Genomic DNA, 25,430 nt, shown 5'->3' on the forward strand with positions numbered 1-25,430 from the left:
GTTTTATGACCAACGTCTCAGCACCAAGCGCTGTCGATGATAAGCAAGCGCGCCTCAAACATTTGATTAAGCGCCTGCCCAATTTGCCTGGGGTGTATAAGATGCTGGGCAAAAATGACGATATCCTGTATGTCGGCAAAGCCAAATCGCTCAAAAGTCGTGTGAACAGCTACTTTGCCAAAACCATTGATCACCCAAAAACACGGGCGCTGGTGGCACGTATTCACGATATTGAAACCATCATTACCCGTAGCGAAACCGAGGCGCTGCTGCTTGAGCAAAACCTGATCAAAGAACATCGTCCGCCGTATAACGTGCTGCTGCGCGATGATAAGTCGTATCTGTATGTCTTTATTTCAGCGGATAAACCTTATCCGCGGCTGGCTTACGGGCGCGGTAAAGGCAACCATCAAAAGGGTCGTTTCTTTGGGCCATTTCCTTCTGCACATGCGGCAAAAGAAACGCTAATTTTGATGCAAAAGATGTTTCAGATGCGTCAATGTAGCAATACCTTTTTTCGCCAGCGTCAGCGCCCCTGCTTGGAGTACCAAATCAAGCGTTGCCGTGCGCCTTGTGTTGGGCTGGTGACCCCTGAGGAGTACGCGGAAGATGTAAACAACACCATTCGCTTTTTGAAAGGAGATTCTGGCGACATTCATAGCGCGTTGATTGAAAAAATGGAAAGCGCGGCGGAAGCCTTGGATTTTGAAAAGGCCGTGTTATACCGTGATCAGCTGTCAATGTTGCGTGAAGTACAGGCGCGGCAAGCTGTTTACACCGTACAAGGGGAGGCTGATGTCATCGCTATTGCCAGTCAGGCTGGAATGAGCGCAGTCAATGTGCTGACGGTGCGTGGCGGGCGTGTATTGGGCGGTAAGAACTATTTTCCTGATATCGACAGTAGCGAGCCTATTGAAAATAACTTATCAGCGTTTATCACCTCGTTTTACTTTCAGGTGACCGATGATCTGCCTGCCGAAATCATATTAAGTCACGAGCTGCCTGATCAGGCCGCCATAAGTGAGGCCTTGGCCACGCACTTTGGCAGCAAAGTGACCATCAAAACCAGTGTCCGTGAGCAACGCGCTGAGTGGTTGGATTTGGCGACCTTGAATGCCAAGAATGCGCTTAAAACCAAACTCGGTGATTATTTGGAGCTGCATGCCCGCTTTGCCGCGCTCAAATCGGTACTGGCTGAGGTGAGTAGCCGCGTCATTGACCGTATCGAATGCTTTGATATCTCGCATACCATGGGTGAGGCAACGATTGCCAGTTGTGTGGTCTTTGATCAAGGCGGCGCGCGCCGCCGTGACTATCGGCAATATGCCATTCATGATATCCAAGGCGGTGATGATTATGCGGCGATGAAGCAAGCCCTAACGCGCCGTTATAAAAAACAACCGCTACCTGATTTGTTATTGATTGATGGCGGCAAAGGTCAGCTGCATATGGCTGAAGAGGTGCTGACCGAGCTGGGTATCTTAGGTGATACCTTACTGATCGGTGTGGCAAAAGGGGAGAACCGTAAGGCAGGGCTTGAGGTGCTGCACTTTTTGGATCATCCACCGCTTGATTTGCCAATGGACAGCAAAGCGCTGCATCTGTTGATGCATGTTCGTGATGAGGCGCACCGCTTTGCCATCACCGCGCATCGCAAAAAACGTGATAAACGCCGCTCGTCTTCGATCTTAGAGGTGATTCCAGGGCTGGGTGAAAAGCGCCGCCGTGACTTGCTTAATCACTTTGGCGGCTTACAGCAGTTGCTGGGTGCATCTCAGCAAGAGCTGGCAGGTGTACAAGGCATCGGCCCTGTACTGGCGAAGACCATTTATAAGGTATTACATGAATAAGTAACGCTTACGATCGAACAGGCCGCTAGCGCGTGTGCCTAATTTAAACGTTTATCACCATTTTTAAAATAGGAACACGCCCTAGATTGGTTTAGCGCAAATCTAGTGGCTTTTTTTACGATAGCTCACAAAGCGAAAATCCAAATTGCTCTTATCATTATGCATGGTGTCAGATGCTTCAGCGACTTCAAAGCTCGCTGGCAGTTCAGGATAAAATGCCTCGCCGTCGGTAATGTCCGTGTCTACATGAGTCAGTTCAATACGGTCGGTATACATCAGCGCGTCGCTAAAGACTTTTTCACCACCAATGACCCACACCGTATCCAGATGTAGGCCATGGGCTAGGCTAGCGGCATGAGTGAGTGCATCATCCAAATTATGAACCACGTGCGCGTTATCATGTGCTGTTAGGCCATGCTTTTCGGCGTAGTCCAACTGGGTAGTGATGATAAAGCTGACCCGCTTTGGTAGTGGCTTGCTGCCCATAGACTCAAATGTTTTGCGGCCCATAATGACGATGCCTTGTGGCGCAGTTTCTGAGTTGTTGTCGCTCGGGTTGGTTTTTGGATCGCGAGTGGTCAGCTTTTTAAAATGCTGCAGATCTGCTGAGATATGCCACGGTAGCGCATTGTCTTTTCCGATACAGCGATTGCGACTGATGGCGGCGATTTGGGCAACTTGGGTACTGGCATAACTCATAACATATCCTTATTTATTAATTTTTTAATGTGTAGCAGCTATACCGCTACTTGAGCCTTGATGGCAGCATGTGACTCATAATTATTGACCACAATATCATCATAGGTAAAGGCAAAAATATCGTGCACGTCAGGATTGAGTGACAAACTGGGCAGCGCAAGCGGGGTTCGGACGAGTTGCAGCTCAACCTGCTCGCGGTGGTTTTGATAAATGTGGCAATCGCCGCCCGTCCACACAAATTCGCCCACCTCAAGGTCACACACCTGCGCCACCATATGGGTCAGCAGCGCGTAGCTGGCGATATTAAATGGCACGCCCAAGAATAAATCAGCTGAGCGCTGATAGAGCTGGCAAGAGAGCTTGCCATCTGCTACAAAAAATTGAAATAGCGTGTGGCAAGGCGGTAGTGCCACTTGATTGGCCTCGCGTGGATTCCAACCTGACACGATCAGGCGGCGCGAGTTGGGATTGGTCTTGATTTGTGCGACCACTTCACTGATCTGATCGACCCCATCTTCAAGATAGCGGCCATCATCATCTTGACTTGCGCCATAGTTGCGCCACTGATGACCATAGATGGGGCCCAAATCACCTTCAGCACGATCAAAACGTGCCGTTTGCGCGGCGGTCGCCCATTCGTTCCAAATCCGTACCCCATTTTTCTGCAAATAGTCCACATGGGTGCTGCCGCTCAAAAACCAAAGCAGTTCATAAACGATGGACTTAAAATGTACCTTTTTGGTGGTCAGTAGCGGAAAACCTTCCGCTAAGTCAAAACGCAGCTGCGCGCCAAAATGGCTTAGCGTGCCTGTACCAGTACGGTCGCCTTTTTCGCTGCCGTGACTGAGCACGTGTTGTAGCAAATCCAAATAGGCTTGTTCGTTGTTTGACGTTGGGTAACTATGACTCATAACACTGCTCGTTGTTTGTATAACTTGTTTCTATAATCTTGATATCTACTAAAAATGATCACTCGCTGCGACTAAACGGCAGCCTTAATATGCTGATTGCTTGCCCCAGTCATAAATACCGCGTTTATAGGCATATACCAGCATGATGATGCCAAGGATGATCATCGGCGCGGTTAATATCTGGCCTTTGGTCATCCAGCCAAACAAGATAAAGCCTTGATCCGCGTCAGGCTGACGGAAAAACTCAATGATAAAGCGGCTCAAACCATAACCGAGTAAGAATAGTGCTGACACCGCCATACGGGGGCGCGGCTTGCTGGAAAACCACCACAGTACAACAAACAGCAACAGCCCTTCAGCAAAGGCTTCGTACAACTGTGACGGATGGCGCGGCAGTAAATACTGGCCATTGACTTCGGTCATCAAACTTTGCAGTTCAGGGTTGTTTTGTAGCAGCTGCATATCAAAGCCCGCCGCTTGCGGGAAATAGGTCAGCCAGTTGTAGCCACCATCAGAGACGCGGCCCCATAGCTCGCCGTTGATATAGTTGCCCAAGCGCCCGAACAATAAGCCCGTTGGCACGCAAGGGGCGATAAAATCGAGCACTTGAAAGGGGGTTTTTTTGTATTTACGTGCAAAAAACCACATGCCCAGAACAACGCCAATAAAGCCGCCATGAAAAGACATCCCGCCTTCCCACACTTTAAATAAGTAAGCAGGATTTTGTAGCAGCGCACCAAATTGATAAAACAGCACATAACCAACACGGCCGCCAAGAATGACCCCAAGCGCCCCATAAAACACCAAGTCTGAGACCATATCGGCAGACCACGCATCGCGCTTGGTGCTGCGATACCATGCCAACCCGTAAGCGGCAGCAAATGCCAGCAAATACATCAATCCATACCAATGGACTTCGACAGGCCCAAGTGCTAAGGCAACAGGATCATACTGAGGATGAATCATCATAAAGGCGTCATAATAGTGATAATAAAGTGCCGCCTATCATAGCAAATTTCGCTCACTGGGCATACATAATTGCTGTCACGCCACTCACTGGGCATGAGTCAATGAACGTCGCTGTCTTAGATGCTGTCTTGATGTCGGTAAGTACAAGAGATGACAAATAAAATGGCGTCAGTGTCGGTGCTGGGCGTGATAGTAGAAACGCTTTTTGGCACGATAAAGGTGGTATTGATAGGTAATAATAGTAAACTATAGTTTTTAGATCAGTCATCACATCGATAATAACACCATAAAAATACCTATCATCAGCCATCATGACCTCGTGTATCCATCTCAAAGTAGAGGGCACTGATGCCATAATCTATTTTATTTAAGGACAGAGATATGAACGCACATCCAACCCAGTGGTCTGACTTAACGACTCCTGCACACACATCATCGGCGCGCCCGAAACGAGCGCGCTTTATGGTTTTGCCGATTGTACTTGGTGGCAGCGCGGTATTAGGGTTACCCGTCGCCCAAGCGGCGACCAGCAGTATCGAGCAAGTGACCGTTTATCAAGGGCTAGCAAGCGTCACACGAGCACTGCCCATTACTGGTAGCGGTGAGCAAACCGTGATATTTTCGTGTCTTTCGCCTCAGATGGATAAAGACAGTCTCAGCGTACAGGTGGCGGGGAATGTCAATATTGGTGAAATCAGTATTGAAGAGTTAACCGGAGAGCAAGCCGCCCAGTGTCAATATCAAGGTGATGCCAAGGTACAAACGCAGCAAGCAACCTTGGCGAGTATTAATGCAGAGCTAGAAGCGGCGCGTCTCGCAAAAGCCTACTTGCAAAACTTGACCAAAGCCACGCAAGTCAACACGGCGAGTACGATTGCCAGCAATGCACGCGATATAGAAGCGCAGGCGACACGTATTAACCAAAGTATTGTTGAGATGGAGCGGCGGCAGGCAAGCGCCCAAGACGCTCTGAATCAGTTGATGGCAGGTAGCGCAACGTCGTTGGCTAAGAACGTGACCCAAGTGAGTGTACGCACTGCCAGTCGCTCACCAAGTACGCTCAAACTGCATTATCAAGTGAGTGGTGCCGGCTGGGAGCCCACCTATCAGGCGCGCCTCAACACCAACAGCGATCAGCTAAATATCACCGCCTCTGCAATCATCGCCCAACAAACAGGTGAAAACTGGACCAATGTCCCTGTGACCCTCAGCACGGCCAATCCTAACCAAAGTGCGACAGGGCGACTGCCTTATGTGCCGCGCCTATCACTCTATGAGGAGAATAAAAATGTGGTCAGTGTGCCCCCTATGGAAGAGAGCATACCTGTTGTTGTGTCCGCCAGAGAGGGCTATAGCGACGATTATAGATCAGCAAATATGGCACCGCTACCGAACTTTACCGTCAGTAGCCAAAATAAAAACGGCATTATTGAATATCGCTTACCGCAGCTGGTGACCATTCCTAGTGATGGCAGGCGGGTACGTACCGTCATAGGCCAGCAGTCCGGCAGCAGTAAGTTGTGGGTACGCAGTACCCCAAGCGTCGAGACAGCAGCCTATTGGTATGCGTCAGCACCATTTCTGACCCCAGATTGGGTAGATGGCTCCTTACAGCTGTACCGTGATGACAACTATGTCGGACAATCGCGCTACAATTACCAGATGCTAAAAGAGCAAGGGATTGGTTTTGGTCGTGCCCCGAGCATGATGGTCAAAGAACTGATTAATGAAGACAAGCAAGGTGAAAAAGGCGTGCTCAACCGCACCCAAACCTTAACAACGACCCAAGCCTATCAATTTACCAACCAGTATAACCGTGCGGTACGTTTGCAAGTATTGGGTAGCGAGCCGATTAGCCGTGATGATGGTCTTAAAGTTGCCGTCACGCACACGCCGCCTGTTACGGAGCGCAATTGGAATGACAATCAAGGCATGGTAGCGTGGGAGTTTAACTTGCCCAGTAATCAGTCACAGGTGATACGCTCAACGTCGCAAATCAGTTATCCTGCCAATAAAATGTTAAGTGGTAATCGATAAATTAGGTTTTATACGATATTTTTTATTTTGGTGTATCGATGATCAGATGATAAATATAAAAGGAAGACTATGTGTATTGTCGCCATTGCTTGGCAGTTGTTTGATGAGCTGCCATTAGTGCTCTTATCCAATCGCGATGAGTTTTTGCAGCGTCCGACGGAGCCGCTGCATCAATGGTCTGACCAGCCCGTTTATGCAGGGCGTGATCGTCAAAGCGGCGGCACATGGTTGGGCATTTATCAGCAACCGCAACCAGATACAGCAGATAAGGATAGCCCTATTTATCAGCAAAATGGTCGCTGGGCGGCGGTGCTTAACTTTCGTGATGGTGTGCAGGCGAGCGCTAATGAGCGCTCACGCGGTGAATTGGTCACCCATTTTTTGACCAGTGCGCTCAGCCCGATGGACTTTGCACGACAGATTGAGCTGCGTCATTACGCAGGTTTTAACCTGATTATTGGTGATGCGGCGCAAGCGGTCATTGTCAATAATCGCGGTCATGCCCCCACGCCGCTCTTTGCAGGATTGCATGTGATTTCCAACGGTCAGCCAGAGGATAGCTGGTTTAAGACCGAGCGCTTGCGTGCGCGGCTGCGTCAAGAAGTGCTGCCATTGATCGCCGAAGACAGTACGTCTGCCTACTGGCAAGCGGCGGCATTTAATGTATTGTCAGATCATACCAAAGCACCAGCAGATCAGCTGCCAGACACGGGTATGAGCACTGCGCTTGAGCAAACCCTATCCTCTATTTATATTGAGCCTGTGACTTTTGGCAATACTGACACCGGCAAACCTACTTATGGCACGCGTACCCAAAGCATTTTAACGTTGCAGCGTCCATTCAATGATGGCATTAACCAGACCGATAGTAGCGTGCGCGCGTGTTTGATTGGCCGTGAGACCAAAGGTGTTTGAGCATTCGCTTGTATCAGCGCTCATAAAAAATGTCTGCCCTCTTATCTGATAAATTCAAATAACAGGGCAGACATTGTAAAAGACAGGTTAGGGAGATAAGTGATTGTTTTGTTCAGGGAGGATCAGCTCAGGTTTGAGTGGTAGCTCACGTGCCAACTCTTGCAAGGCGCGGCGATATACCCCGCGTTTAAAATGTATCACTTGACCCAGTGGATACCAGTAACTGACCCACTGCCAGTGATCAAATTCAGGTTTACCCGCATCAAAGCGGATATGTTGAGTGTTCGACTCATCTAAGCGCAGCAAAAACCATTTTTGTTTTTGCCCAATACATAAAGGGTGTTGTCCATGACGAACATAACGTTTTGGCAAGCGATAACGTAGCCAATCTTGGGTCACTGCCAACAAATCGACATGACGCGGATATAACCCGACCTCTTCCCAAAGTTCGCGATACATCGCATCCATCGGCGTCTCCCCGCGGTCGATACCGCCTTGAGGGAACTGCCAAGCGTTGTGACCAACACGTTTTGCCCACAGAACTTGCCCTTGTGTATTTGCCAAGATGATGCCGACATTGGCGCGAAAGCCGTCTGCATCTATCATGATTAAACCTTTAAAAATATGAAAAAATAACTCATCCGCCTAGCATAAAAACACGACAATCATAATTATTATTGGGTGATTGGCATCTGTATGCTCAAAAAATAAGTTTTATTACCGTTATTAAACCAAGAATCTACCTAAATGTGTAACAATATTTTGCTATAAAATGTTTCACGGCTTTAAATGATAAAAATCAACATTTTGTCTGATGCAGCGTGGTTGTATTGTAGGTACTGTCTCGCGCTATTTGAGATAAAAAGGCGTGGTATGGCTGATATACAAGCGGATGGGGTTGCTGAAACGATGACAATCGCTCTATAAACGCGTATTTTGGCTTATGTTACACTAGCGCTATAATATGCGAACCCATTTGAGCGGTTCATTACTCTACGACAATAAGGACAACCCCCATGGCAGAATCAAAAGCAAGCGTCACTTGGCAGGATAACAAAGCCTTTTTGGGCGTCGCGCCATCAGGGCATGAAGTGCAGATTGATGCAGATAAAGAAAAAGGCTCAAGCCCAATGGAGCTGATCTTATTGGGTCTGGGTGGCTGTGCCAGCTATGACGTGGTGTCTATTTTGCAAAAGTCGCGTCAAGACGTGACTGATGTACGCTGTGAACTGACGGCTCAGCGTGCGGACACCGTACCAGCAGTCTACACAGACATTCACATGCATTTTATAGTGACCGGTACTGACATCAAAGATAAGCAAGTGGAAAAGGCGATCAAGCTGTCGGCAGAAAAATACTGCTCAGCCAGCCGTATGTTGGTGCAGGGCGGCGTTAACGTGACCCATGATTTTAAAATCATCGCCGCTTAAGGATTTTTTGACTTATGAATGCACTGTTTGGGCTCATAAATGACACTGCAGCCACCGCCATTTGGGCAATGGTGGTTGCCAGCTTACTGCCGTTAGCCATGGCGATATTGGCAAAAGTGGCAGGCGGTTTTGGTCTGTCGGACAATGCGCATCCGCGTGATTTTTTGCAGAATACCACGGGTATGGCGGCGCGTGCCAATGCCGCGCAAAAAAACAGCTATGAAACCTTGCCAGTGTTTTTAGTCGCGGTATTGGTTGCGATGCTGTTTTTTGTCCCGCAAACCAGTATCAATAAAATAGCGTGGCTATACGTGATTATCCGTATCGGTTACTGCGCCGCTTATGTTGCCAATTTGGCTACCTTTCGCTCAGTACTGTGGCTGCTATCAATGGCGTGCTCGCTCATGCTGTTTTATTCGGCGATTCGCGTCAGCAGCTGATCACGACACTGGTGAGTTAAACCTCAGTGGTAGCAATATCTGATTGTAAGGCGGCTATGATGGCCGCCTTATTTTTTTCGCGTTTGACTTGCTCCCACAACTGCTGCGCCTCCATATAGCCCTTACTGAGCATGCCCAGCCACTGCTTATAACGCCCGACCAAGACCACATCGTTCTTGGCTTCACCCTGCAAAAATGCAATTTGATGTTCAATTAAATCTTGCCATAGCAAAGTTGTTGTCTCTTCTAAACTATCCGCAGGGCTTTTAGTGTAGCTATCGACCTGCGCGACCAAATCAGGACGCGTGACGGCACCGCGCCCAAGCATTAAGTGCTGAGTGCCTGCCTGAGTCATACAATCCTTTGCTTGCGCTGCACTCCATATCTCGCCATTGGCAATCACAGGAATATTGAGCGCATTAAAGCTTTGGATTTTATCCCAATAAGCAGGTGGCTTATAGCCTTGGGTTTTGGTGCGGGCGTGAATGGTCAGCCAGTCCGCGCCGCTGGCAGCAATCGCGCCGCGAATATCACCCATCCGCGAGGTGTCGGTATAGCCCAAGCGAATCTTGGCTGATACTGAGATATGTGCGGGCACAGCCTGACGTACCGCGCTGATAATCTGATACATGGTTTCGGGCTCATCAAGCAGCACTGAGCCGCCGCGATGGCTATTCACCGTCTTGGCAGGGCAACCAAAGTTGATATCAATCGCAGGCGCGCCAAGCTCGCAAGCATAAACGGCATTTTCTGCCATCAGCTGCGCGTCACTGCCGAGCAGCTGCACATGAATGGGCGTGCCAGAGGCGGTCTTGGCATCGTGATGCAGCTCGGGCACGTATTTATAAAAGACGTGCGCGGGCAAGACATGCTGGGTGATACGAATAAACTCGCTCACTGACCAATCATAGGGACGACCCAAATCTGAGGCAATCTGCGTTAAGATTTGGCGCATCAATGGATCGGTCAGGCCTTCCATGGGTGCGAGGAGGCGGACGGGATGGTCGAAGAATTTATTTGAAAAGGACATGGCTTTTATAAGTAAAATAAGAGAGAGGTATAATACCGTATCTGTATTTGATTTTGTAAAGTGGCGTCAATTACTACGTATTAACAGGGTATTATTTACATCTGCGGTATTATCATAACCACCTTGTTTTTATACTATAAAAACAAACAAAAATTAAGTAAAACGATAAATTTATTAACCTAAATAATGCTAGGCAATAAACAGCCAAAGGGCTAGACGAGACTACTATGAATAAGAACATAGATGATATTAAAAAAATACTTGAACCTTACAAGAAATGGGCTTGGTATCCGATAGTTAAGGTAGGCTATGACAATAGCAAACATTCAAAATTTTCTGGAACACCGCGGTTGTTAGCATCTGAAATGTGGCCGTGTTGTGGCCATTGTTCGCAACCGATGCAGCTTTTCCTTCAGCTGGACTCGAAGGAGTTACCAGCAGAAGCCAATAACCCTTTCGGGAATGGTTATCTTCAGGTATTTTACTGTACAAATGAGGTTGAAGAATGCGATATAGAGTGTGAGGCTTATTTCCCTTTTGCCAAAAGTACCTTGGTCAGGGTGCTAGGTTTTGATGAAACTCTTTCATCAGAAAGTATTGAGTCTAAAGTAAGCAATGAACTGCCACAAAAAACCATTACAGGCTGGACAGTAAAAGAAGATTATCCTAGTGGTGTAGAGCATGAGGATTTAGGCATTGTTCTCACAGAAGAACAAGGTGAGCTTATTTATGATAGCGATTTAGAAGTCTTAGCCAATGATAAGTTGTTGGGCTGGCCTCTATGGGTACAAGGTATAGAATATCCCGATTGCCTAAAGTGCGGTACGCGCATGGATTACATTTTTCAAATTGACTCTGAGGATAATTTAGACTTTATGTTTGGCGATAGCGGTTGCGCACATATCACTCAATGCAAAACGCATCATGATCAGATGGCTATTGCTTGGGCATGCTGTTAAAAATATATATATGCGTATTTGCGATTGAGTTTTGAGTAAAAATTTATCCTAATACGCGTCACAGTTAAGACCCAAAAATAACCTTTTTCCCCGTCTGTAACCCCGATATCAAGTCTTGAATATTATGTATATCTAAGTTGCTCTGTGCGCGCGTGCAAGCAACATAAAGCAAACGCAGCTCTTCAGGGCTTATCTTGACTGCATTGGTGGTCACATCGTAGTAAAAGTCATCATCTAGTTGCACTTTGCCCCATTCAAGCCCTTTGGCTTTATGCGCGGTCGAGATGACATAGTCCGCATTGTCGATACTGGTGAGACTATTGACCGCTTGGCTGAGTACATTAGTCCCGTGATCATCGACCAGTTTGACCAGTGTCTTGAGATCACTGCCTTCATTGGTTTCAGCGTACTCTTGCACATCACTCCAATTGTAGAAATAAGCCAGCTCAGGCACCCCGTAAGCCGATTTACCATTTTTTAAGTTCTCAGCTGCCTGACAGAATTTGAGCATACGGTCGGTATCGGCTTGTAGTGCCACGCGGTGTCCGTGCTTAAGTCCTGTGAGTAATTGCGACATCGCCGCGGCATTGGTACGGCAGAGAATGGCGTCTTTTTTACTGTGCATCATGCCTTTGTCGGTAGAGGACTGTTTGTTCGGATTGCCCTTTAGCGGTACGTCTTCTTGTAGGGCTTTTAGCAAGGTATTGGCTACCTCCGCAATCGGTTCACCAAAGCGAAAAGACTGTGTCAATAAGGTTTGTGGTAGCGGTAGTTTTTTCATCGCATTCACCGCACCGCGCCATTCGTAAATCTGCTGATGCGCGTCGCCCACATAGATGACCTGTTTGGACTGCTGGGTCAAGATACCCATCATCAACGGATCAGCATCTTGTGCTTCATCAAATAAGATAAAATCCGCAGGGATACTCGGCTTGGACAGCGCCCACAGCTTGAGATAAATATCATGCCCAATGCCCGCAGGATGACGCGCATCAATTGACTGTAGCCAGCGCTGCTCCACAGCAGGGTAGAGCATCTCGCGTAGTTGCTCCGCGTCTGACGCATCGAGCCAACTGGGGAACAGTAAATGGCGCGGCGCGGGATAGCTGGCATGCGTACTACAAAAATTACCAATCGCATCGCTGACAAAGCGTGCTAGGCGAGCGGGCGTCAGGGTGACGTATTTATTGACTCCTTCCATCTGCCGCCGTACTTGTACAGGCTGCAATCCCAAATCATCGCCCAGACGCTTAGGAGAGAAGCGCGGCAGTGACAGTTTGGCGGTGATATCACGCGCGACGTGACGATAGGCTAATGAATGAAAGGTACGGCAATCCACGTGCGGCGGAAACTTTGAACGCGCATCGTTAGCAATCGCTTTGTTAAACGCCAAATACAATCCGCGTCCGCGCAGTCGCTCGCCGATCAATTTGAGCGTCGTGGTTTTACCTGCACCCGCATACGCCACTACCTTAAACGACTTGTGGTCCATCGCCATATTGAGCGCGGCGAGCTGCTCATCAGTAGGGTGGCTCATATAAGCGGGCATTGATGCAGACATAAAGGGCTACCTAAACAACAAAAAAGGGGCTGAGACAAAAAAGCCACTGCATAAACAATGGCTGGTTGAGGAGCAATAGGGACAAAGCGGTAGAAACAATAACAGAAGCGTGATTGGCAATGCGGATTATACGCCAATATTAAACAGCGTGCGCAGGCGTCTTTAAGTGTTCGGCTGAACCAGTGCGTGCATCATTCAGATCGTGCAGGGGCTGTATCGGGTGTCTCTTTGATCAATACACCTGCAAGCAGCAAGCCCAGCTCAAACAGTAGCCACATCGGAATCGCTAGCATCAGCATAGACACGCCATCAGGCGGCGTCACCACTGCAGCGATAGCAAAACAGCCAACGATGATATAGCGCCGTTTGTCCTTGAGACTGTCAATGGAGACAATACCGACCAATATCAACAGCAAGGTGACCACAGGAATCTCAAAGGTTAAGCCAAAGACCATAAACAATTTCATGGCAAAGCTCAGATAGCTGTCAATATCGGTCATGGGAATGACGTTTTGCGGTGCGAACATGATAAAAAACTTCAGTACGCCTTTGAGCACGATAAAATAAGAAAACGCGACCCCTGTATAAAACAAAAAGATGGACGATACCAACACAGGTATGGCGACCTTTTTCTCTTTTTTATACAGCCCTGGTGCCACAAAAGACCAGATCTGATACAAAATAAATGGCATTGAGACAAATGCTGCGACAAACAGCGTTAAGCGAATGGGTGCCATAAAGTTGGAGGTGATGTCAGTGGCGATCATGGTGGCATTGGCAGGCAGCTGCGCCACTAATGGATCAGACAACAAATCATATAAATCACGGGCAAAGCCAACCAACAGCAAAAATACCACCAGCACCACCACACAGATTTTGACCAAATGCGTGCGCAGCTCAATCAAGTGCTCGGTAATGGGCATATCCGCCAGTGTATCAAGTACATCCTCGGTGGCTTCGCTTGGCTCAGCGGCAGCGATTTTTTCTTGGCGACTTTTTTGTCGTTTGAATAAACTCATGACTCGACCTCTGAGGTGTGGGAGGAGGAGGGCTGGGGCGCACTGTGCTGAGGTGTGGCGGTTGGGTTATTGATATATAGCAGCGTGTCTGCCTGATAATTGGGCACTCTAGGCGGCGGCGGTAAGCGGCGTGCTCGGTCGTAGTCACCCAGTCGAAACCACATATTTTCCCAAGGTTTGGTCAATATCGGCTGAATAACGGTGGCCTCACGAGTACTGGTATCATCCACTGGTGTCTGCTCATCACGACTGCCAGCTTGCTGCGCTGCCTGACCATAAGCATAATCTGGCGTGTGCGGTGCTGTCGGCGACGCATCAGATTGATGTGTTTCATCTGTACCTGCTGAATGAGAAGGCTCAGATGGCGTATCACCGCCTTTCATTGTGGCATTCTGCGCTTGTTCATAGGCTTGCATATTACCGCGCATGGCCGCAATTTCACGCTGCATATCTGCCTCGGTTTGGCGAATTTTTGCCAACTCGTCTTGCATTTGCTTGCGCGTTTCTGCCAAGTCCAGCTCGGCTTCGATCTCAGACTGCAAGGTGGTGACTGTGCGGCGCAGCTTGGCATACCATTGCCCAGCGGTACGTGCCGCCTGTGGCAGCTTTTCTGGACCCAGAACAATCAAGGCGATGACGCCAAACAAGAGAAGCTCGGAGAAGCCAATATCAAACATAATAGTCAAACATAGCGATCAAATGAGGTAGACAAGCATAGTGAAGTGTCATGCTTGAGGATGGCGATACAAGGTGTGGCGGGCAGGTTAAGCAGACGAAAGATCGGCGCGTATGCCACCATCTTGCGCTGATAATCTGTAATGCCCTTATACCTTGTGTTTATCGTCAGTGGTATGGACGTCGGTATCGTCGACTGGCGTACCCTTATTGGTCGTATTGTCTGCACGGTTCACGCTAGCGTCATGATCGAGCACGCGATGCTTGTTGGTGTGCTCGGTTTGTTCATCTTTGACCGCGTCTTTAAAGCCTTTGACCGCGCCGCCCAGATCTTTACCAGCGTTTTTGAGCTTGGACGTGCCAAACACGACCACCACCACTACCAGTAAAATTAGCCAATGCGTAATGGAAAAACTGCCCATAGTGGGTATCCTTATGTCTTGGTGAGACCAATGTCTATTTTAGCACCTTTTGTTTGTCTGCCGCATCATAACTGTCGAATGTGAAGGTTTGATGTCTTGCAGTAAAACAATGACTTAGGGTGAGTGCTACTGGGCATATTATAACGCGGCTCAGGCGCAAAAGGCTAAAACAACGGCTACTGTACTCACCAAAAGTGAGTCCAGCAGCGAATGGTCAGAAGGTTGAGTCAGGGAGTGGGACAAAACAGGGTAGGAGATAAAGAAAGTATTATTTGTCAGCGGTTGAGGTGCGCGCTGCTTTTTCATCAATACCTGATAGCCCAAAACGGCGGGCCAGCTCTGCAAGTACCTCATCGGAGCCGATATCGAACCATGCTAATCCGACCAAGGTATGAAACCAAACGTCAGCCACCTCATAAATCAGCTCATGACGCGCTGCATCAAAGGCCACTGCGTCGTTACTTGCATCACACTGCGCCAAGTCTTTGGCAGCAATGATACTCTCGACGCTTTCTTCGCCGACTTTTTCTAATATTTTATTGAGGCCGCGCGCATAAAGGCTGGCCACATAAGAGCTGTCGGCATCGGCTGCTTTGCGCGCGCTGAGTACCTGATCCAGTTGCTGCAAAATAGAGGCGCCAGCACTGCTGGTTTCTCGTTCATCATGCGCGGCCACAGTCGCATCGACGGTGTTTTCATCGCTGCTATGATCTGCTTTGTTATGATAAATCTCGCTTGGATCTTTGATAACCGCATCAACCGTTTGCCACACAGGTTCAGTACCTGATAAGTCCAAACGCTGATAAAAGCACGACTCGCGCCCTGTGTGGCAAGCGATACCGCCGATTTGGGTCACACGCAGCACAATGACATCGGCATCACAGTCTAAGCGAATGTCGTGAACCTGCTGGGTATGGCCTGAGGTCTCGCCCTTATGCCACAGCTGATTGCGTGAGCGCGAAAAATAAACCGCCGTTTTGGTATCGGCAGTCAATTGTAGCGCTTCGGCATTCATCCATGCCATCATCAAAATGCGCCCTGACTGTTCGTCTTGCGCAATTGCAGGAATCAGGCCATCGGCATTAAAGGTTATCGTCTCAAGCCAAGCAGGTACGGTCATAGTCTGTGTGCCATCTTATAAAGGAAGGTAAACCAACAAGTGGTATGAGGCCACTTATGAATGGGTGGGCACACAAAGATAGCACAGGACAGCGTTAGAGCTCAAACGGTTGTGGCTGCAACGCTTCTTTTAACAAATGGTTCATCGCAGTGGCTTTGTTTGAGCGATAATCATAGTTGATAAAAGACAGCCTTGCTTTGGCGACGATTGAATTGTCGTACATGCGGGTGACTTGGATGGCCATCTCCCCACTGTCCTCATACAACTGCTCAATACCCACCTCAAAAAGCAACTCTTCACGTGCCCGTACACGGCTAACAATCGATACCTGCAAGTTATTAATCATCAAACCCTGATACTCAGCATTGATTTCTTGAATGCCTCTTGAGTACAAAAAACGTGAGCGCGCCTCTGAGAGCAGTGCTGTTAGCGCCTCAAGTGTCAGGTAGTGAGTGCCGCCGATCTCCGTATTGCGCACCCGCATGACCGTCTCAAAGACAAACACCCGTATATCAAAATCCAGTTGTTGGTGTGTCAATGTCCTCTCCTACAATGAAATATAGTGATCGCGATAATGAATATAAATAGTAATAAAAGTGCCAACACGCAGCAGATGGCCCTATAGATGCTACGCATCAATCCAAGCCAAAGCCAATCATATATCTTAGCTTAATATCAATTAAACATAGCTTGAAGTCACTTTCAATCATTTTAGGGATAGGCGGTTAGATTATTAAGACCACCCCGCTATTACTGAATACATGATGCAGTGCGGACAACTGCTTGCTTATTTTCTTTCTTTTTATCTCTGACGTTAGGCTGCTCATTTAGCATCAATAAAAACTTTGCTTGGCAACAATAAAAACTTTGCTTGGCAACCTTTCCTCCTTTCTGCTAAAATAGCGCCTCCCACCTCAAGGCAAACGGTTATTGAGTCACCTCACAACCCTTTGACGAACAGGTTATTACTTTATCTGTCTGGCTACGATCCACATTATTTGTGGTAGTACGGCAACAAAGACAAAGAGGCAATCGACATGAAAGTGAAGATGAAAACCAAACGCGGTGCTGCCAAACGCTTTAAGAAAACAGCGACTGGCTTCAAGCACAAGCAAGCATTCAAAAGCCATATCTTGACCAAGAAATCAGCTAAGCGTATTCGTCAGTTGCGCGGTCTTAAAATGGTACATAAGTCTGACGAAGCAGCTATTCGTCGTATGTGCCCTTATATCTAAATGACTACGGTCATCTAACGATTATTTGACTTTGCAAATTGACATTTGTGTTTATAACCTTATAACACAATAAATATGTCGCTCAACCTATCTTGGAGTAAATTATGGCCCGTGTAAAACGTGGTGTACAGGCAAACCGCCGTCACAAAAAAATCCTAAAACGTGCAAAAGGCTACTATGGCGCGCGTTCACGCGTTTATCGCGTAGCGGTACAAGCCGTGACCAAAGCTGGTCAATATGCTTACCGTGACCGTCGCAACAAAAAACGTACTTTCCGTCGCCTTTGGATCGCTCGTATCAATGCTGGTGCTCGTATCAATGGTCTGAGCTATAGCCGCTTGATCAATGGCTTGAAAAAAGCAAACATCGCTATCGACCGTCGCGTACTTGCTGACATCGCTATGCATGATGCAGCTGCTTTTAGCGCTTTGGTTGAAAAAGCAAAAGCGGAATTGGCCTAAATAACCCGCCCATTTGCATGCATGATGTTGCTATTTGTCACACATGACTGCTGATGGGACTGTTATACATTAATAGCAACTATATTAATAAAAGCTACCGCTGGCCGGTGGCTTTTTTTGTTTTGGATACTTGTTTTGGGTATAGGGTAGCGACGATGCTGATATCAGCGTACTGTTGTCTATATATTCAAGCCATTTGATGACTGACTTTTCAGCACACGTCACTGCTTATTTTAAGATATGGTTGACTCACCATATTCGATAAAAGACGGTGCGGGTAAATGGTTTGCAATATATGGTCAAACCCTTACAATTAATACTCTGTTTCTATCAGGAATGATGCGTCTTATGACTACCCCTGCTGCCACCAACGATTTGTCGGCGTTACCGACTTTATCTGAAACCTTAAGTGAGGTGAATGAAACCCAGCTCAGCGACTACGCCAGTAGTGCCGAAGCGCTGATTAGCGGTGCGCCTGACGTCGCCGCGCTACAACAATTGCGCGTGCAGTTAACAGGCAAAAAAAGCGCGTTAACGGGCTGGTCAAAACAGCTTGGTAAGCTATCTAGCGATGATAAAAAAGTCTATGGCGGTATGCTGCACCAAGTGCGCAGCCGCATACAACAAGCCTTTACCGAGCAGCAGCAGCAGCTAGAGGTCAAAGCGCTCAATGCCAAGCTAGAAGCAGAGCGTATTGACATTACTTTGCCTGCGCGCGGCAGCAACAAAGGACATTTGCACCCAGTGACCATGATTACTCAGCGCATGCAGCAGTTCTTTGTGCAAGCGGGCTTTAATGTGGCAACTGGCCCTGAGGTCGAAAGCGACTATTATAACTTTGAGGCGCTCAATATTCCCTCGCACCATCCTGCGCGCGCAATGCATGATACTTTTTATTTTGACGCCCATTATTTGCTGCGTACGCACACCAGTCCTGTGCAGATTCGCACCATGGAAGCGGGTGAGCCACCGATTCGTGTCATCTGTCCAGGCCGTGTGTACCGCTGCGACTCAGATCAAACCCATTCACCGATGTTCCATCAGTTAGAAGGACTGATGGTTACCGAGTCGAGCACCTTTGCTGAGCTGAAAGGATTGATTAGTGAGTTTTTAGAAGCGTTCTTTGGTAAAGAGTTGACCGTACGTTTTCGTCCGTCGTTTTTTCCATTCACCGAGCCATCAGCAGAAGTGGATATTTTAGATGATAATGGCAAGTGGCTTGAGGTGATGGGCTGCGGTATGGTGCATCCGCAAGTGCTGACCAATTGCGGTATCGATAGCGACAAATACACGGGCTTTGCGTTTGGCATGGGTATTGAGCGCTTTGCGATGCTGTATTACGGTATCGATGATCTGCGGTTATTTTTCCAAAATGACGTGCGCTTCTTAAAGCAATTTGGCTAGTGTGTTCCTTGTTGAAATAATCTGTTTATTTGCCAAGCTTTATTCCAAAATCTTTATTACAGAATTCTGATCCGAGATATTTATGAAAATTAGCGAACAGTGGCTACGTCAATGGGTAAACCCCACAAATACTAGTGAAGCGTTGGCCGAACAGCTGACCATGGCAGGGCTTGAGATTGATGATCGCTTTGCTGTTGCCCGTGAATTTAGTGGTGTGGTTGTCGGTGAAGTCGTTAGTGTCGAGCCGCATCCAGATGCAGACAAACTGCGTGTCACTCAGGTAAACATCGGCGATGCTGAGCCGTTACAAATTGTCTGCGGTGCACCCAATGTGACCATCGGTATGAAAGCGCCCGTCGCTACGGTTGGTGCGGTCTTGCCAAGCGATGACGTCAGTAATGGTAAAGCGGGCTTTAAAATCAAAAAGAGTAAACTGCGCGGGGTTGCCTCACACGGTATGCTGTGCGGCGCCTCTGAAATCGATTTGGTTGATGATATTGATGGCTTATTAGAATTGCCAGAAAACGCACCAGTGGGTATGGACATTCGTGAGTATCTGGGACTGGACAATCAAGTCTTAGATATTTCTATCACGCCCAACCGAGGAGACTGCTTTAGTGTTCGCGGTATTGCGCGTGAGATTGCTGTCATCAATGATTTGCCCATGCAGATGCCTGACATCGTAGCGTCTAACGTGACTGACGCGCCAAAAGCGGCTGCCCCTACCGTGGCGGTAAGCGCGGTAGATGCGTGCCCGCGCTACTTATTACAAGCGGTGAGTAACATCGATCGCAGTGTAAACAGCCCAAAGTGGCTGAAAGACGCGTTGGTACACTCAGGCCTGCGCACACATAATTTCTTGGTCGATGTGACCAACTATATCTTGCTTGAGCTTGGTCAACCGCTGCATGCTTTTGATGCTGATACGATCAAAGGCGATGTGCAAGTGCGTTTGGCTCAGCCTGATGAAAAAGTCACTTTGCTCAATGATCAGACCGTGACCTTGACAGGCGATGAGCTGGTGATTGCGGATGATGAGGGTGTGTTGGCCCTTGCAGGTATTATGGGTGGCAAGCGCAGCAGTGTCACCGACACCACCACCAATATCTTATTAGAAAGTGCCTTTTTTAATCAGCTAGCCATTGCTGGTCGCGCGCGCCGTTTTGGTCTGCATACGGATGCCTCACAGCGTTTTGAACGTGGTGTTGATTTTGAGTTGCCAGTATTGGCATTGGCTCGCGCGGTGGATTTGATTACCAGTATCACAGGTGCCAGTGCCGGTCAGGTCGCGTATGCTGAGCACAGCGATCATTTGCCTGCGCGTGCACCAATCACCTTGCCGATTGCCAAAGTGGCCGAGGTGATTGGTATCGAGATTGAGCCTGCGCACATGGTTAATATTTTAACCCAGCTTGGTTTTACTGTTGATGCCCAAGCGGATGCGCTGGTTTGTACGCCGCCATCATACCGCTTTGATATGAGTATCAAAGAAGACTTGGTCGAAGAGATTGCGCGGATTTATGGCTATGACAACATTCCAAATGCCTTGCCGCGCTTGGAAGTCAGCATGGATTATGATGATACGGCAGATTTGACCCATGATATGAAGCTGGCGCTGGTGGATATTGGCTATATGGAAGCCATCAGCTTTAGCTTTAGTGATGCCAAGCTTGAAGCCTTGATTGATGATGAGGCCTTGGGTGAAGTGTTAGCGCTGGCCAACCCCATCTCTAGCGACAAGGAGGTCATGCGCCGTACATTGCTCTCAAGCCTGCTGCCTTGCGTTCAGTATAACCTCAACCGTCAACAGCCACGTATCCGCTTTTTTGAAACGGGTCTTAGCTTTGTCGGTAGCAGCATCAGTGAATTGGTACAAACACCGAGCATCGCCATGGTTGCTGTCGGTGATATTTGGGACGAGCAAGCCTATCAAAATCGTCCAACCGACTTTTTTGATTTAAAGCATGATGTTGAGCAACTGCTGCCTGCCCAAATAGCAGATGCGCGTATTCGCTATGAGCGCAGTGACTTGGACTTTTTGCATCCAGGTCAAAGTGCCAAACTGTATGTCGATGACGTTTACGTCGGTTGGCTCGGTCAGCTGCACCCCAATACAGCCAAGCACAAGCAGCTTGATCTGCCGACCACTTGGGTCGCACAGTTGTCACTTGCGCCGTTATTGACGTTGGCACGTGAGCAGCATGCGATCAATACCCCAAGCAAATTCCCACAAGTGCGCCGTGATATTGCCATCTTGGTCAACAGCGATATCAGTGTGCAAACTTTGCAGGCAAGTATCCGCGCAGCCGCTGGCCAGCTGTTGTCTGATTTGTGGCTGTTTGATGTGTATCAAGGCGAGCATGTGCCAGACGGCCAGCGCTCACTGGCATTCGCCTTAGTGTGGCAAGACAGTACCCAGACCTTATCTGATGACGCCATTAAAGCAGCAATGGACAAAGTCGTGCAAGTACTCACAGACACGCATGGCGCGCAGCTGCGTGACAGCTGATACCAACATCAGCATTGGTCAATAAAGCAGCGTCATGTTGCGTTAAATAGGCCAATCGCATGGTGAGTCTCGTTTATTAAGAGGCTCACCATGCTTTTTTTTGGGTAACAACAGCTAATTGGTTATAAATAAAGGATTTTTTAATAGATAGTGTTAAGAAATTGTGTAAAACCCTTTATAATAGTTTGGTCTGTTCGTCATATCACCACATGTGACCGTCATTTACCACCATATCTCAGGAGTCGTACTGTGAGCACTTTAACCAAATCTGACATGATTGAGCATCTAATGAGTCATCTTGACCTCACGCGCCAAGAAGGGCGATGCCTAGTTGAGAACTTTTTTGATGAATTATCAACCAGCCTTATCGAAGGTAAAGAGGTTAAGCTCTCAGGCTTTGGCAATTTTGAGCTCAAGGACAAAGAGAGTCGTCCGGGACGCAATCCAAAAACGGGTGAGCCTGTTGCGGTATCAGCGCGCCGCGTGGTGACCTTTAAAACGGGTCAAAAGTTCCGCCAAAAAGTTGATGAGCGTTTGTTTGACGCTTAGATATATCAGTTATTGATGGCCTTGTCATACAGAGGAAGCTCTACAAGGCCGTGCTGGATAACGCTTTATAGTCACAACAAGATTGTCTTCAAACCACCAGCTGCTATTTGTTAACAGCCATATCGTGGTACCCGCTACAAATACAGCGTCGCCGAATCATCAAATATTCTTCCTGCCAGCCATTATCCTTCCTATCATTGTTCTAGTGCCTTTTTATTAGCATCACCTTCTTATAGTCCCATATTCGTGATAACGCTTAGCCATTTCTGTCCTTGTCTGCGATGTCTCAGATACCACATCTTGCCATAAACGCTATTTATGGTGCTCATTGACTTGATGCGCACTCTGCTCACTGCGGTCTTTTTTTAGACCATTTCTAGCTTATTTTATGTGCTCATTTTTTTCAAAATACCATTCAGACAATGATATCGACCACTTAGTCTATCAAAACATAGTAAAGCTAACACATTGAAAATGCTGTTGCTATACTCGAATAAATCAAGAAACGCATACTCGCCATCAGCAAAATAATAATTAAAAAACTGTTTCTTTACAATAGTTTACAGTGTAGAGACGGATGGTTTTTGGCTCAAAATATAGTCATGAGCTTGGGCCGCGCACGATGGTATGAGCGTTGGCATAAGTATTTGCAAGGGAGTGAAGTCATGAATCAAGGTGATATTTTTCAAAAAAGTGAGCTTGGCCGTGAAGAGGTCAAAAATCAGCATTCAAGTTCGCTCCCAAGAGAAGCTCGAACTTTACTTATTTTCATTGATGGGAGAAAAACGTATCAGCAATATGTAGACCTGCTTGATAAAGGCAAAATGTTTGCTGACGTGGGCGGTATTGCCCCCTTTTTTGAAATGTTACGAGATTTAGAGCTCATAGAACGGTTTATTGTAGGAGATGTCGATGACTCAAACGATATTGTTAATGAGTCAGTACCTACCACACTTGAGACAAGTGATGATGGACAAAATAATGTCGAGCCTATTGATCTGATACCAGCAAAGCCCCAATCAACTGACTCTAACGCTTTAGACAATACAAACGACAGCAACTTCGACAGTTTTTTTAACAGCCGACCTGCTGAGCCAGTCACCATCGACAACACTGACAATAGTGATAACAGCGAACGGCAAACGGCAAATCTCAATTTTGAAGCGGTTAAATCAAAGCTGGCCAGTTATATTGAACGCCATGCACCAGCTCAAGACGCTTGGAGCCATATGCTCAACCTAGAGCAATGTAGCAACGCAGTGGAGCTGATTGCGTTTATACAAGAGATCCAACGTACAGATAATAGTGAACTGTCACACGGTATTAATGAGTTTTATACCATGCTCAAGCAATAGCAGATCTATGCTCAGGGCAATATATCATGGATACGATAGGTTTTAATCGATCGAAATAAGGTCAACCAACGGGAGAGTCTGATGACAATGACAGGACGTTTAGAAGATGGCAATGCAAACTTACAGCATGGTGAACATATCATCGTACGGTTGACCTATATCAGCCGTTATAACAATCACAACCCAAATGATGAGGTAAAAAAAATTCTTGCTCAAGCCCAGCAAAACAATGCACGCAATGGCATCACGGGCGCATTGGTTTTTAATCATAACTATTTTTTGCAAACCATTGAGGGCTCACGACCTGCCATCAACAATTTACTAAGAAAACTGATCAAAGATGATCGCCATTTTTCACTACAAATCATTGAGTGCCGAGAGGTGGACTATCGGCGCTGGACTAAATGGTCGATGAACTATTTGACACCCAGTGATGACAATAAAAAACACCTGATTAAGTTTTCTGCTGGTACCACATTCAATCCTTACCTGATGAATGCTGCCCAGATCATCATGCTGATTGATACCCTAGCCGCATTGCAAGAGCAAGCAGCGCGTACCGAGCAAGACATGCTTAATAGGCAGTTGTATCAGCAACCACCTCAAGAAGCGCAGCTGCCGCCATCAAAAGGTTTCTTCTCTCGTGCTTTTGGGTTCACGCAATAGACTTTATAGAAGGGGTAAAATATGGAACAAGTACCGTCCGACGCACACATATTAGTCAGTATGACTTACGTCAGTCGAGCCAATCCAGATGTATCGGCCAATGACTTTAATGAAATTCTACAGCAAGCGCAAAAAAACAATGCTACAAATGGTATTACTGGTATGCTGACGTTTAACAAAGCGTACTTTTTACAGACCATTGAAGGTCCACGCGCACAGATTAACTATCTATTGTCTGGATTGCTTGCAGATAGGCGGCATCATGATTTGCAAGTGATAGAGACTCGCGAGATAAAACATCGGGAGTGGTCACAATGGTCAATGAACTATGCTTCTCCCACACAGGAGAATGCGGCAATATATCTCAAATATTCTACGACCGTAGAATTTAATCCGTATTTACTCAATGCCGAATCAGCACGAGCATTGATGCAAGAGTTAAGCACTCAGTAATGGAGGCTCGTTCATAGTGATTATAGGTCTTGATCGTTACTGAAATAGTAAATACAGAAAACAGGGACAAAAAAAGAGAGCATAGGCTCTCTTTTTTATGACAATAATCTATGCTTACAAAGCAAGAATGATTATTGAGCAGCTGGCTCTTCAACAACAACGTCGTCAGCAACAGCAACAGCATCAGTGTCAGGTGTTTCAGCGTCCATCATGTCAGTACCGCCATCGATGTCAACAGTTGCGCCGCCATCAGCAGGAACTTCAGCGTCCATTTCGGTAGTCGCAGTAGCGTCTTGTGCTTCAGCGATACTTTCTTCAACGTCAGCAACAGCATTTTCAGCTTCAGCGGTAACTTCGCCATCAGCAGCGCCATCAGCGATTTCTTCTTGTGCGTCTTGCGCTTCTTCTTGCGCGTCAGATAAATCTTCAGCAGCGTTTTCTGTGTTGCTGTCACAAGCAGTTAGGCCCATAGCAGCAGTCATAACACCAGCAAGAGCAAGTAATTTAAGGTTCATCGGGTTTCTCCAAAAAAATGAAATGAGCAGCAGCCGTGACAAAAGGTCGAATATTCAGGATATCCCGAACCTCAACTGTCCTCAGTCACAGCTCCTCAGCTTTCACGCATTCTATAGTCTTTTTTATGAAAAGAAAAGTAGGTTGTACAATAGAGTAACAATAAACTGCATGCCTACTGCGCATGGCCACACTTTATTATTGTTTTTAATACAACATCATTTGTGGTTTTCCGTATAATCAATTCA

Annotated in this window: 26 protein-coding genes; 14 read left to right on the top strand and 12 right to left on the bottom strand. The window is 47.3% G+C overall.

Annotated features, from left to right (window positions below; genetic code table 11):
* Window positions 1-5: 5 nt before the first annotated feature.
* The gene (gene uvrC, locus ACFI32_RS09065; RefSeq protein ID WP_462626220.1) at window positions 6-1,850 is read left to right on the top strand and encodes an excinuclease ABC subunit UvrC; all 1,845 of its coding nucleotides are present in this window, start codon (window positions 6-8) and stop codon (window positions 1,848-1,850) included.
* A gap of 102 nt (window positions 1,851-1,952) precedes the next feature.
* On the opposite strand, the gene ACFI32_RS09070 is transcribed toward uvrC, so the two are convergent.
* From ACFI32_RS09070 to lgt, 3 genes are all read right to left on the bottom strand, one after another.
* A complete protein-coding gene (locus ACFI32_RS09070; RefSeq protein ID WP_462626221.1) occupies window positions 1,953-2,549 on the bottom strand; it encodes a dihydrofolate reductase in 597 nt (198 codons plus the stop codon).
* A 38-nt stretch (window positions 2,550-2,587) separates the two neighbouring features.
* The gene (locus ACFI32_RS09075; protein ID WP_462626222.1) at window positions 2,588-3,460 is read right to left on the bottom strand and encodes a thymidylate synthase; all 873 of its coding nucleotides are present in this window, start codon (window positions 3,458-3,460) and stop codon (window positions 2,588-2,590) included.
* Window positions 3,461-3,544: 84 nt separating this feature from the next.
* Window positions 3,545-4,429, bottom strand: coding sequence for a prolipoprotein diacylglyceryl transferase (gene lgt, locus ACFI32_RS09080; RefSeq protein WP_462626223.1), 885 nt, complete (start codon window positions 4,427-4,429; stop codon window positions 3,545-3,547).
* A gap of 381 nt (window positions 4,430-4,810) precedes the next feature.
* On the opposite strand from lgt, the gene ACFI32_RS09085 reads away from it, so the two are divergent.
* Both ACFI32_RS09085 and ACFI32_RS09090 read left to right on the top strand, forming a co-directional pair.
* Complete coding sequence (locus ACFI32_RS09085) at window positions 4,811-6,466, top strand: DUF4139 domain-containing protein (protein WP_462626224.1); 1,656 nt, start codon at window positions 4,811-4,813, stop codon at window positions 6,464-6,466.
* 69 nt (window positions 6,467-6,535) lie between these two features.
* A complete protein-coding gene (locus tag ACFI32_RS09090; protein ID WP_462626225.1) occupies window positions 6,536-7,381 on the top strand; it encodes an NRDE family protein in 846 nt (281 codons plus the stop codon).
* Between the two features lie 87 nt (window positions 7,382-7,468).
* On the opposite strand, the gene ACFI32_RS09095 is transcribed toward ACFI32_RS09090, so the two are convergent.
* The gene (locus tag ACFI32_RS09095; protein ID WP_462626226.1) at window positions 7,469-7,987 is read right to left on the bottom strand and encodes an RNA pyrophosphohydrolase; all 519 of its coding nucleotides are present in this window, start codon (window positions 7,985-7,987) and stop codon (window positions 7,469-7,471) included.
* A 410-nt stretch (window positions 7,988-8,397) separates the two neighbouring features.
* On the opposite strand from ACFI32_RS09095, the gene ACFI32_RS09100 reads away from it, so the two are divergent.
* The gene (locus tag ACFI32_RS09100; RefSeq protein WP_462626227.1) at window positions 8,398-8,811 is read left to right on the top strand and encodes an OsmC family protein; all 414 of its coding nucleotides are present in this window, start codon (window positions 8,398-8,400) and stop codon (window positions 8,809-8,811) included.
* 14 nt (window positions 8,812-8,825) lie between these two features.
* Window positions 8,826-9,251, top strand: coding sequence for an MAPEG family protein (locus ACFI32_RS09105; protein ID WP_462626228.1), 426 nt, complete (start codon window positions 8,826-8,828; stop codon window positions 9,249-9,251).
* Window positions 9,252-9,267: 16 nt separating this feature from the next.
* Here ACFI32_RS09105 and ACFI32_RS09110 read toward each other — a convergent pair whose 3' ends face one another.
* Window positions 9,268-10,281, bottom strand: coding sequence for a tRNA dihydrouridine synthase (locus ACFI32_RS09110; RefSeq protein ID WP_462626229.1), 1,014 nt, complete (start codon window positions 10,279-10,281; stop codon window positions 9,268-9,270).
* Between the two features lie 227 nt (window positions 10,282-10,508).
* On the opposite strand from ACFI32_RS09110, the gene ACFI32_RS09115 reads away from it, so the two are divergent.
* Window positions 10,509-11,240 carry a DUF1963 domain-containing protein gene (locus ACFI32_RS09115; RefSeq protein WP_462626230.1) on the top strand — a complete coding sequence of 244 codons (732 nt, stop codon included), beginning with the start codon at window positions 10,509-10,511 and terminating at the stop codon, window positions 11,238-11,240.
* 64 nt (window positions 11,241-11,304) lie between these two features.
* Here the strand turns inward: ACFI32_RS09115 and ACFI32_RS09120 are convergent, their stop codons facing one another.
* From ACFI32_RS09120 to ACFI32_RS09145, 6 genes are all read right to left on the bottom strand, one after another.
* The gene (locus ACFI32_RS09120) at window positions 11,305-12,801 is read right to left on the bottom strand and encodes a UvrD-helicase domain-containing protein (protein WP_462626231.1); all 1,497 of its coding nucleotides are present in this window, start codon (window positions 12,799-12,801) and stop codon (window positions 11,305-11,307) included.
* A 191-nt stretch (window positions 12,802-12,992) separates the two neighbouring features.
* A complete protein-coding gene (tatC, locus tag ACFI32_RS09125; RefSeq protein ID WP_462626232.1) occupies window positions 12,993-13,820 on the bottom strand; it encodes a twin-arginine translocase subunit TatC in 828 nt (275 codons plus the stop codon).
* A complete protein-coding gene (tatB, locus tag ACFI32_RS09130) occupies window positions 13,817-14,497 on the bottom strand; it encodes a Sec-independent protein translocase protein TatB (RefSeq protein WP_462626233.1) in 681 nt (226 codons plus the stop codon). The genes tatC and tatB overlap by 4 nt, the downstream gene beginning before the upstream one ends.
* A 147-nt stretch (window positions 14,498-14,644) precedes the next feature.
* Window positions 14,645-14,917: a Sec-independent protein translocase subunit TatA gene (tatA, locus tag ACFI32_RS09135; RefSeq protein ID WP_462626234.1), complete on the bottom strand. Its 273-nt coding sequence runs from the start codon at window positions 14,915-14,917 to the stop codon at window positions 14,645-14,647.
* 268 nt (window positions 14,918-15,185) lie between these two features.
* The gene (hisIE, locus tag ACFI32_RS09140; protein ID WP_462626235.1) at window positions 15,186-16,037 is read right to left on the bottom strand and encodes a bifunctional phosphoribosyl-AMP cyclohydrolase/phosphoribosyl-ATP diphosphatase HisIE; all 852 of its coding nucleotides are present in this window, start codon (window positions 16,035-16,037) and stop codon (window positions 15,186-15,188) included.
* A gap of 94 nt (window positions 16,038-16,131) precedes the next feature.
* Complete coding sequence (locus tag ACFI32_RS09145) at window positions 16,132-16,575, bottom strand: acyl-CoA thioesterase family protein (protein WP_462626236.1); 444 nt, start codon at window positions 16,573-16,575, stop codon at window positions 16,132-16,134.
* A 499-nt stretch (window positions 16,576-17,074) separates the two neighbouring features.
* Between ACFI32_RS09145 and rpmI the strand changes: the two genes are divergently transcribed.
* From rpmI to ACFI32_RS09185, 8 genes are all read left to right on the top strand, one after another.
* A complete protein-coding gene (gene rpmI / locus ACFI32_RS09150; RefSeq protein ID WP_199507532.1) occupies window positions 17,075-17,272 on the top strand; it encodes a 50S ribosomal protein L35 in 198 nt (65 codons plus the stop codon).
* A gap of 104 nt (window positions 17,273-17,376) precedes the next feature.
* The gene (gene rplT, locus ACFI32_RS09155) at window positions 17,377-17,733 is read left to right on the top strand and encodes a 50S ribosomal protein L20 (protein WP_462626237.1); all 357 of its coding nucleotides are present in this window, start codon (window positions 17,377-17,379) and stop codon (window positions 17,731-17,733) included.
* Window positions 17,734-18,081: 348 nt separating this feature from the next.
* On the top strand, window positions 18,082-19,137 hold the full coding sequence (gene pheS, locus ACFI32_RS09160; protein ID WP_462626238.1) for a phenylalanine--tRNA ligase subunit alpha: 1,056 nt from the start codon (window positions 18,082-18,084) through the stop codon (window positions 19,135-19,137).
* An 82-nt stretch (window positions 19,138-19,219) separates the two neighbouring features.
* Window positions 19,220-21,646, top strand: a complete 2,427-nt coding sequence (pheT, locus tag ACFI32_RS09165) for a phenylalanine--tRNA ligase subunit beta (RefSeq protein WP_462626239.1) — start codon at window positions 19,220-19,222, stop codon at window positions 21,644-21,646.
* Between the two features lie 201 nt (window positions 21,647-21,847).
* Window positions 21,848-22,195: an integration host factor subunit alpha gene (locus ACFI32_RS09170; RefSeq protein ID WP_462626283.1), complete on the top strand. Its 348-nt coding sequence runs from the start codon at window positions 21,848-21,850 to the stop codon at window positions 22,193-22,195.
* Window positions 22,196-22,860: 665 nt separating this feature from the next.
* A complete protein-coding gene (locus ACFI32_RS09175; RefSeq protein ID WP_462626240.1) occupies window positions 22,861-23,550 on the top strand; it encodes a hypothetical protein in 690 nt (229 codons plus the stop codon).
* Between the two features lie 81 nt (window positions 23,551-23,631).
* Entirely contained in the window at window positions 23,632-24,216 is a 585-nt protein-coding gene (locus ACFI32_RS09180) for a BLUF domain-containing protein (RefSeq protein WP_462626241.1), read from the top strand.
* Between the two features lie 21 nt (window positions 24,217-24,237).
* Window positions 24,238-24,669 (top strand): BLUF domain-containing protein, encoded by a 432-nt coding sequence (locus tag ACFI32_RS09185; protein WP_462626243.1) that lies wholly within the window; start codon window positions 24,238-24,240, stop codon window positions 24,667-24,669.
* 131 nt (window positions 24,670-24,800) lie between these two features.
* Here ACFI32_RS09185 and ACFI32_RS09190 read toward each other — a convergent pair whose 3' ends face one another.
* Window positions 24,801-25,184, bottom strand: coding sequence for a hypothetical protein (locus ACFI32_RS09190; RefSeq protein WP_462626244.1), 384 nt, complete (start codon window positions 25,182-25,184; stop codon window positions 24,801-24,803).
* Between the last annotated feature and the right edge of the window lie 246 nt (window positions 25,185-25,430).

Source organism: Psychrobacter sp. PSi21 (genome assembly GCF_054960615.1).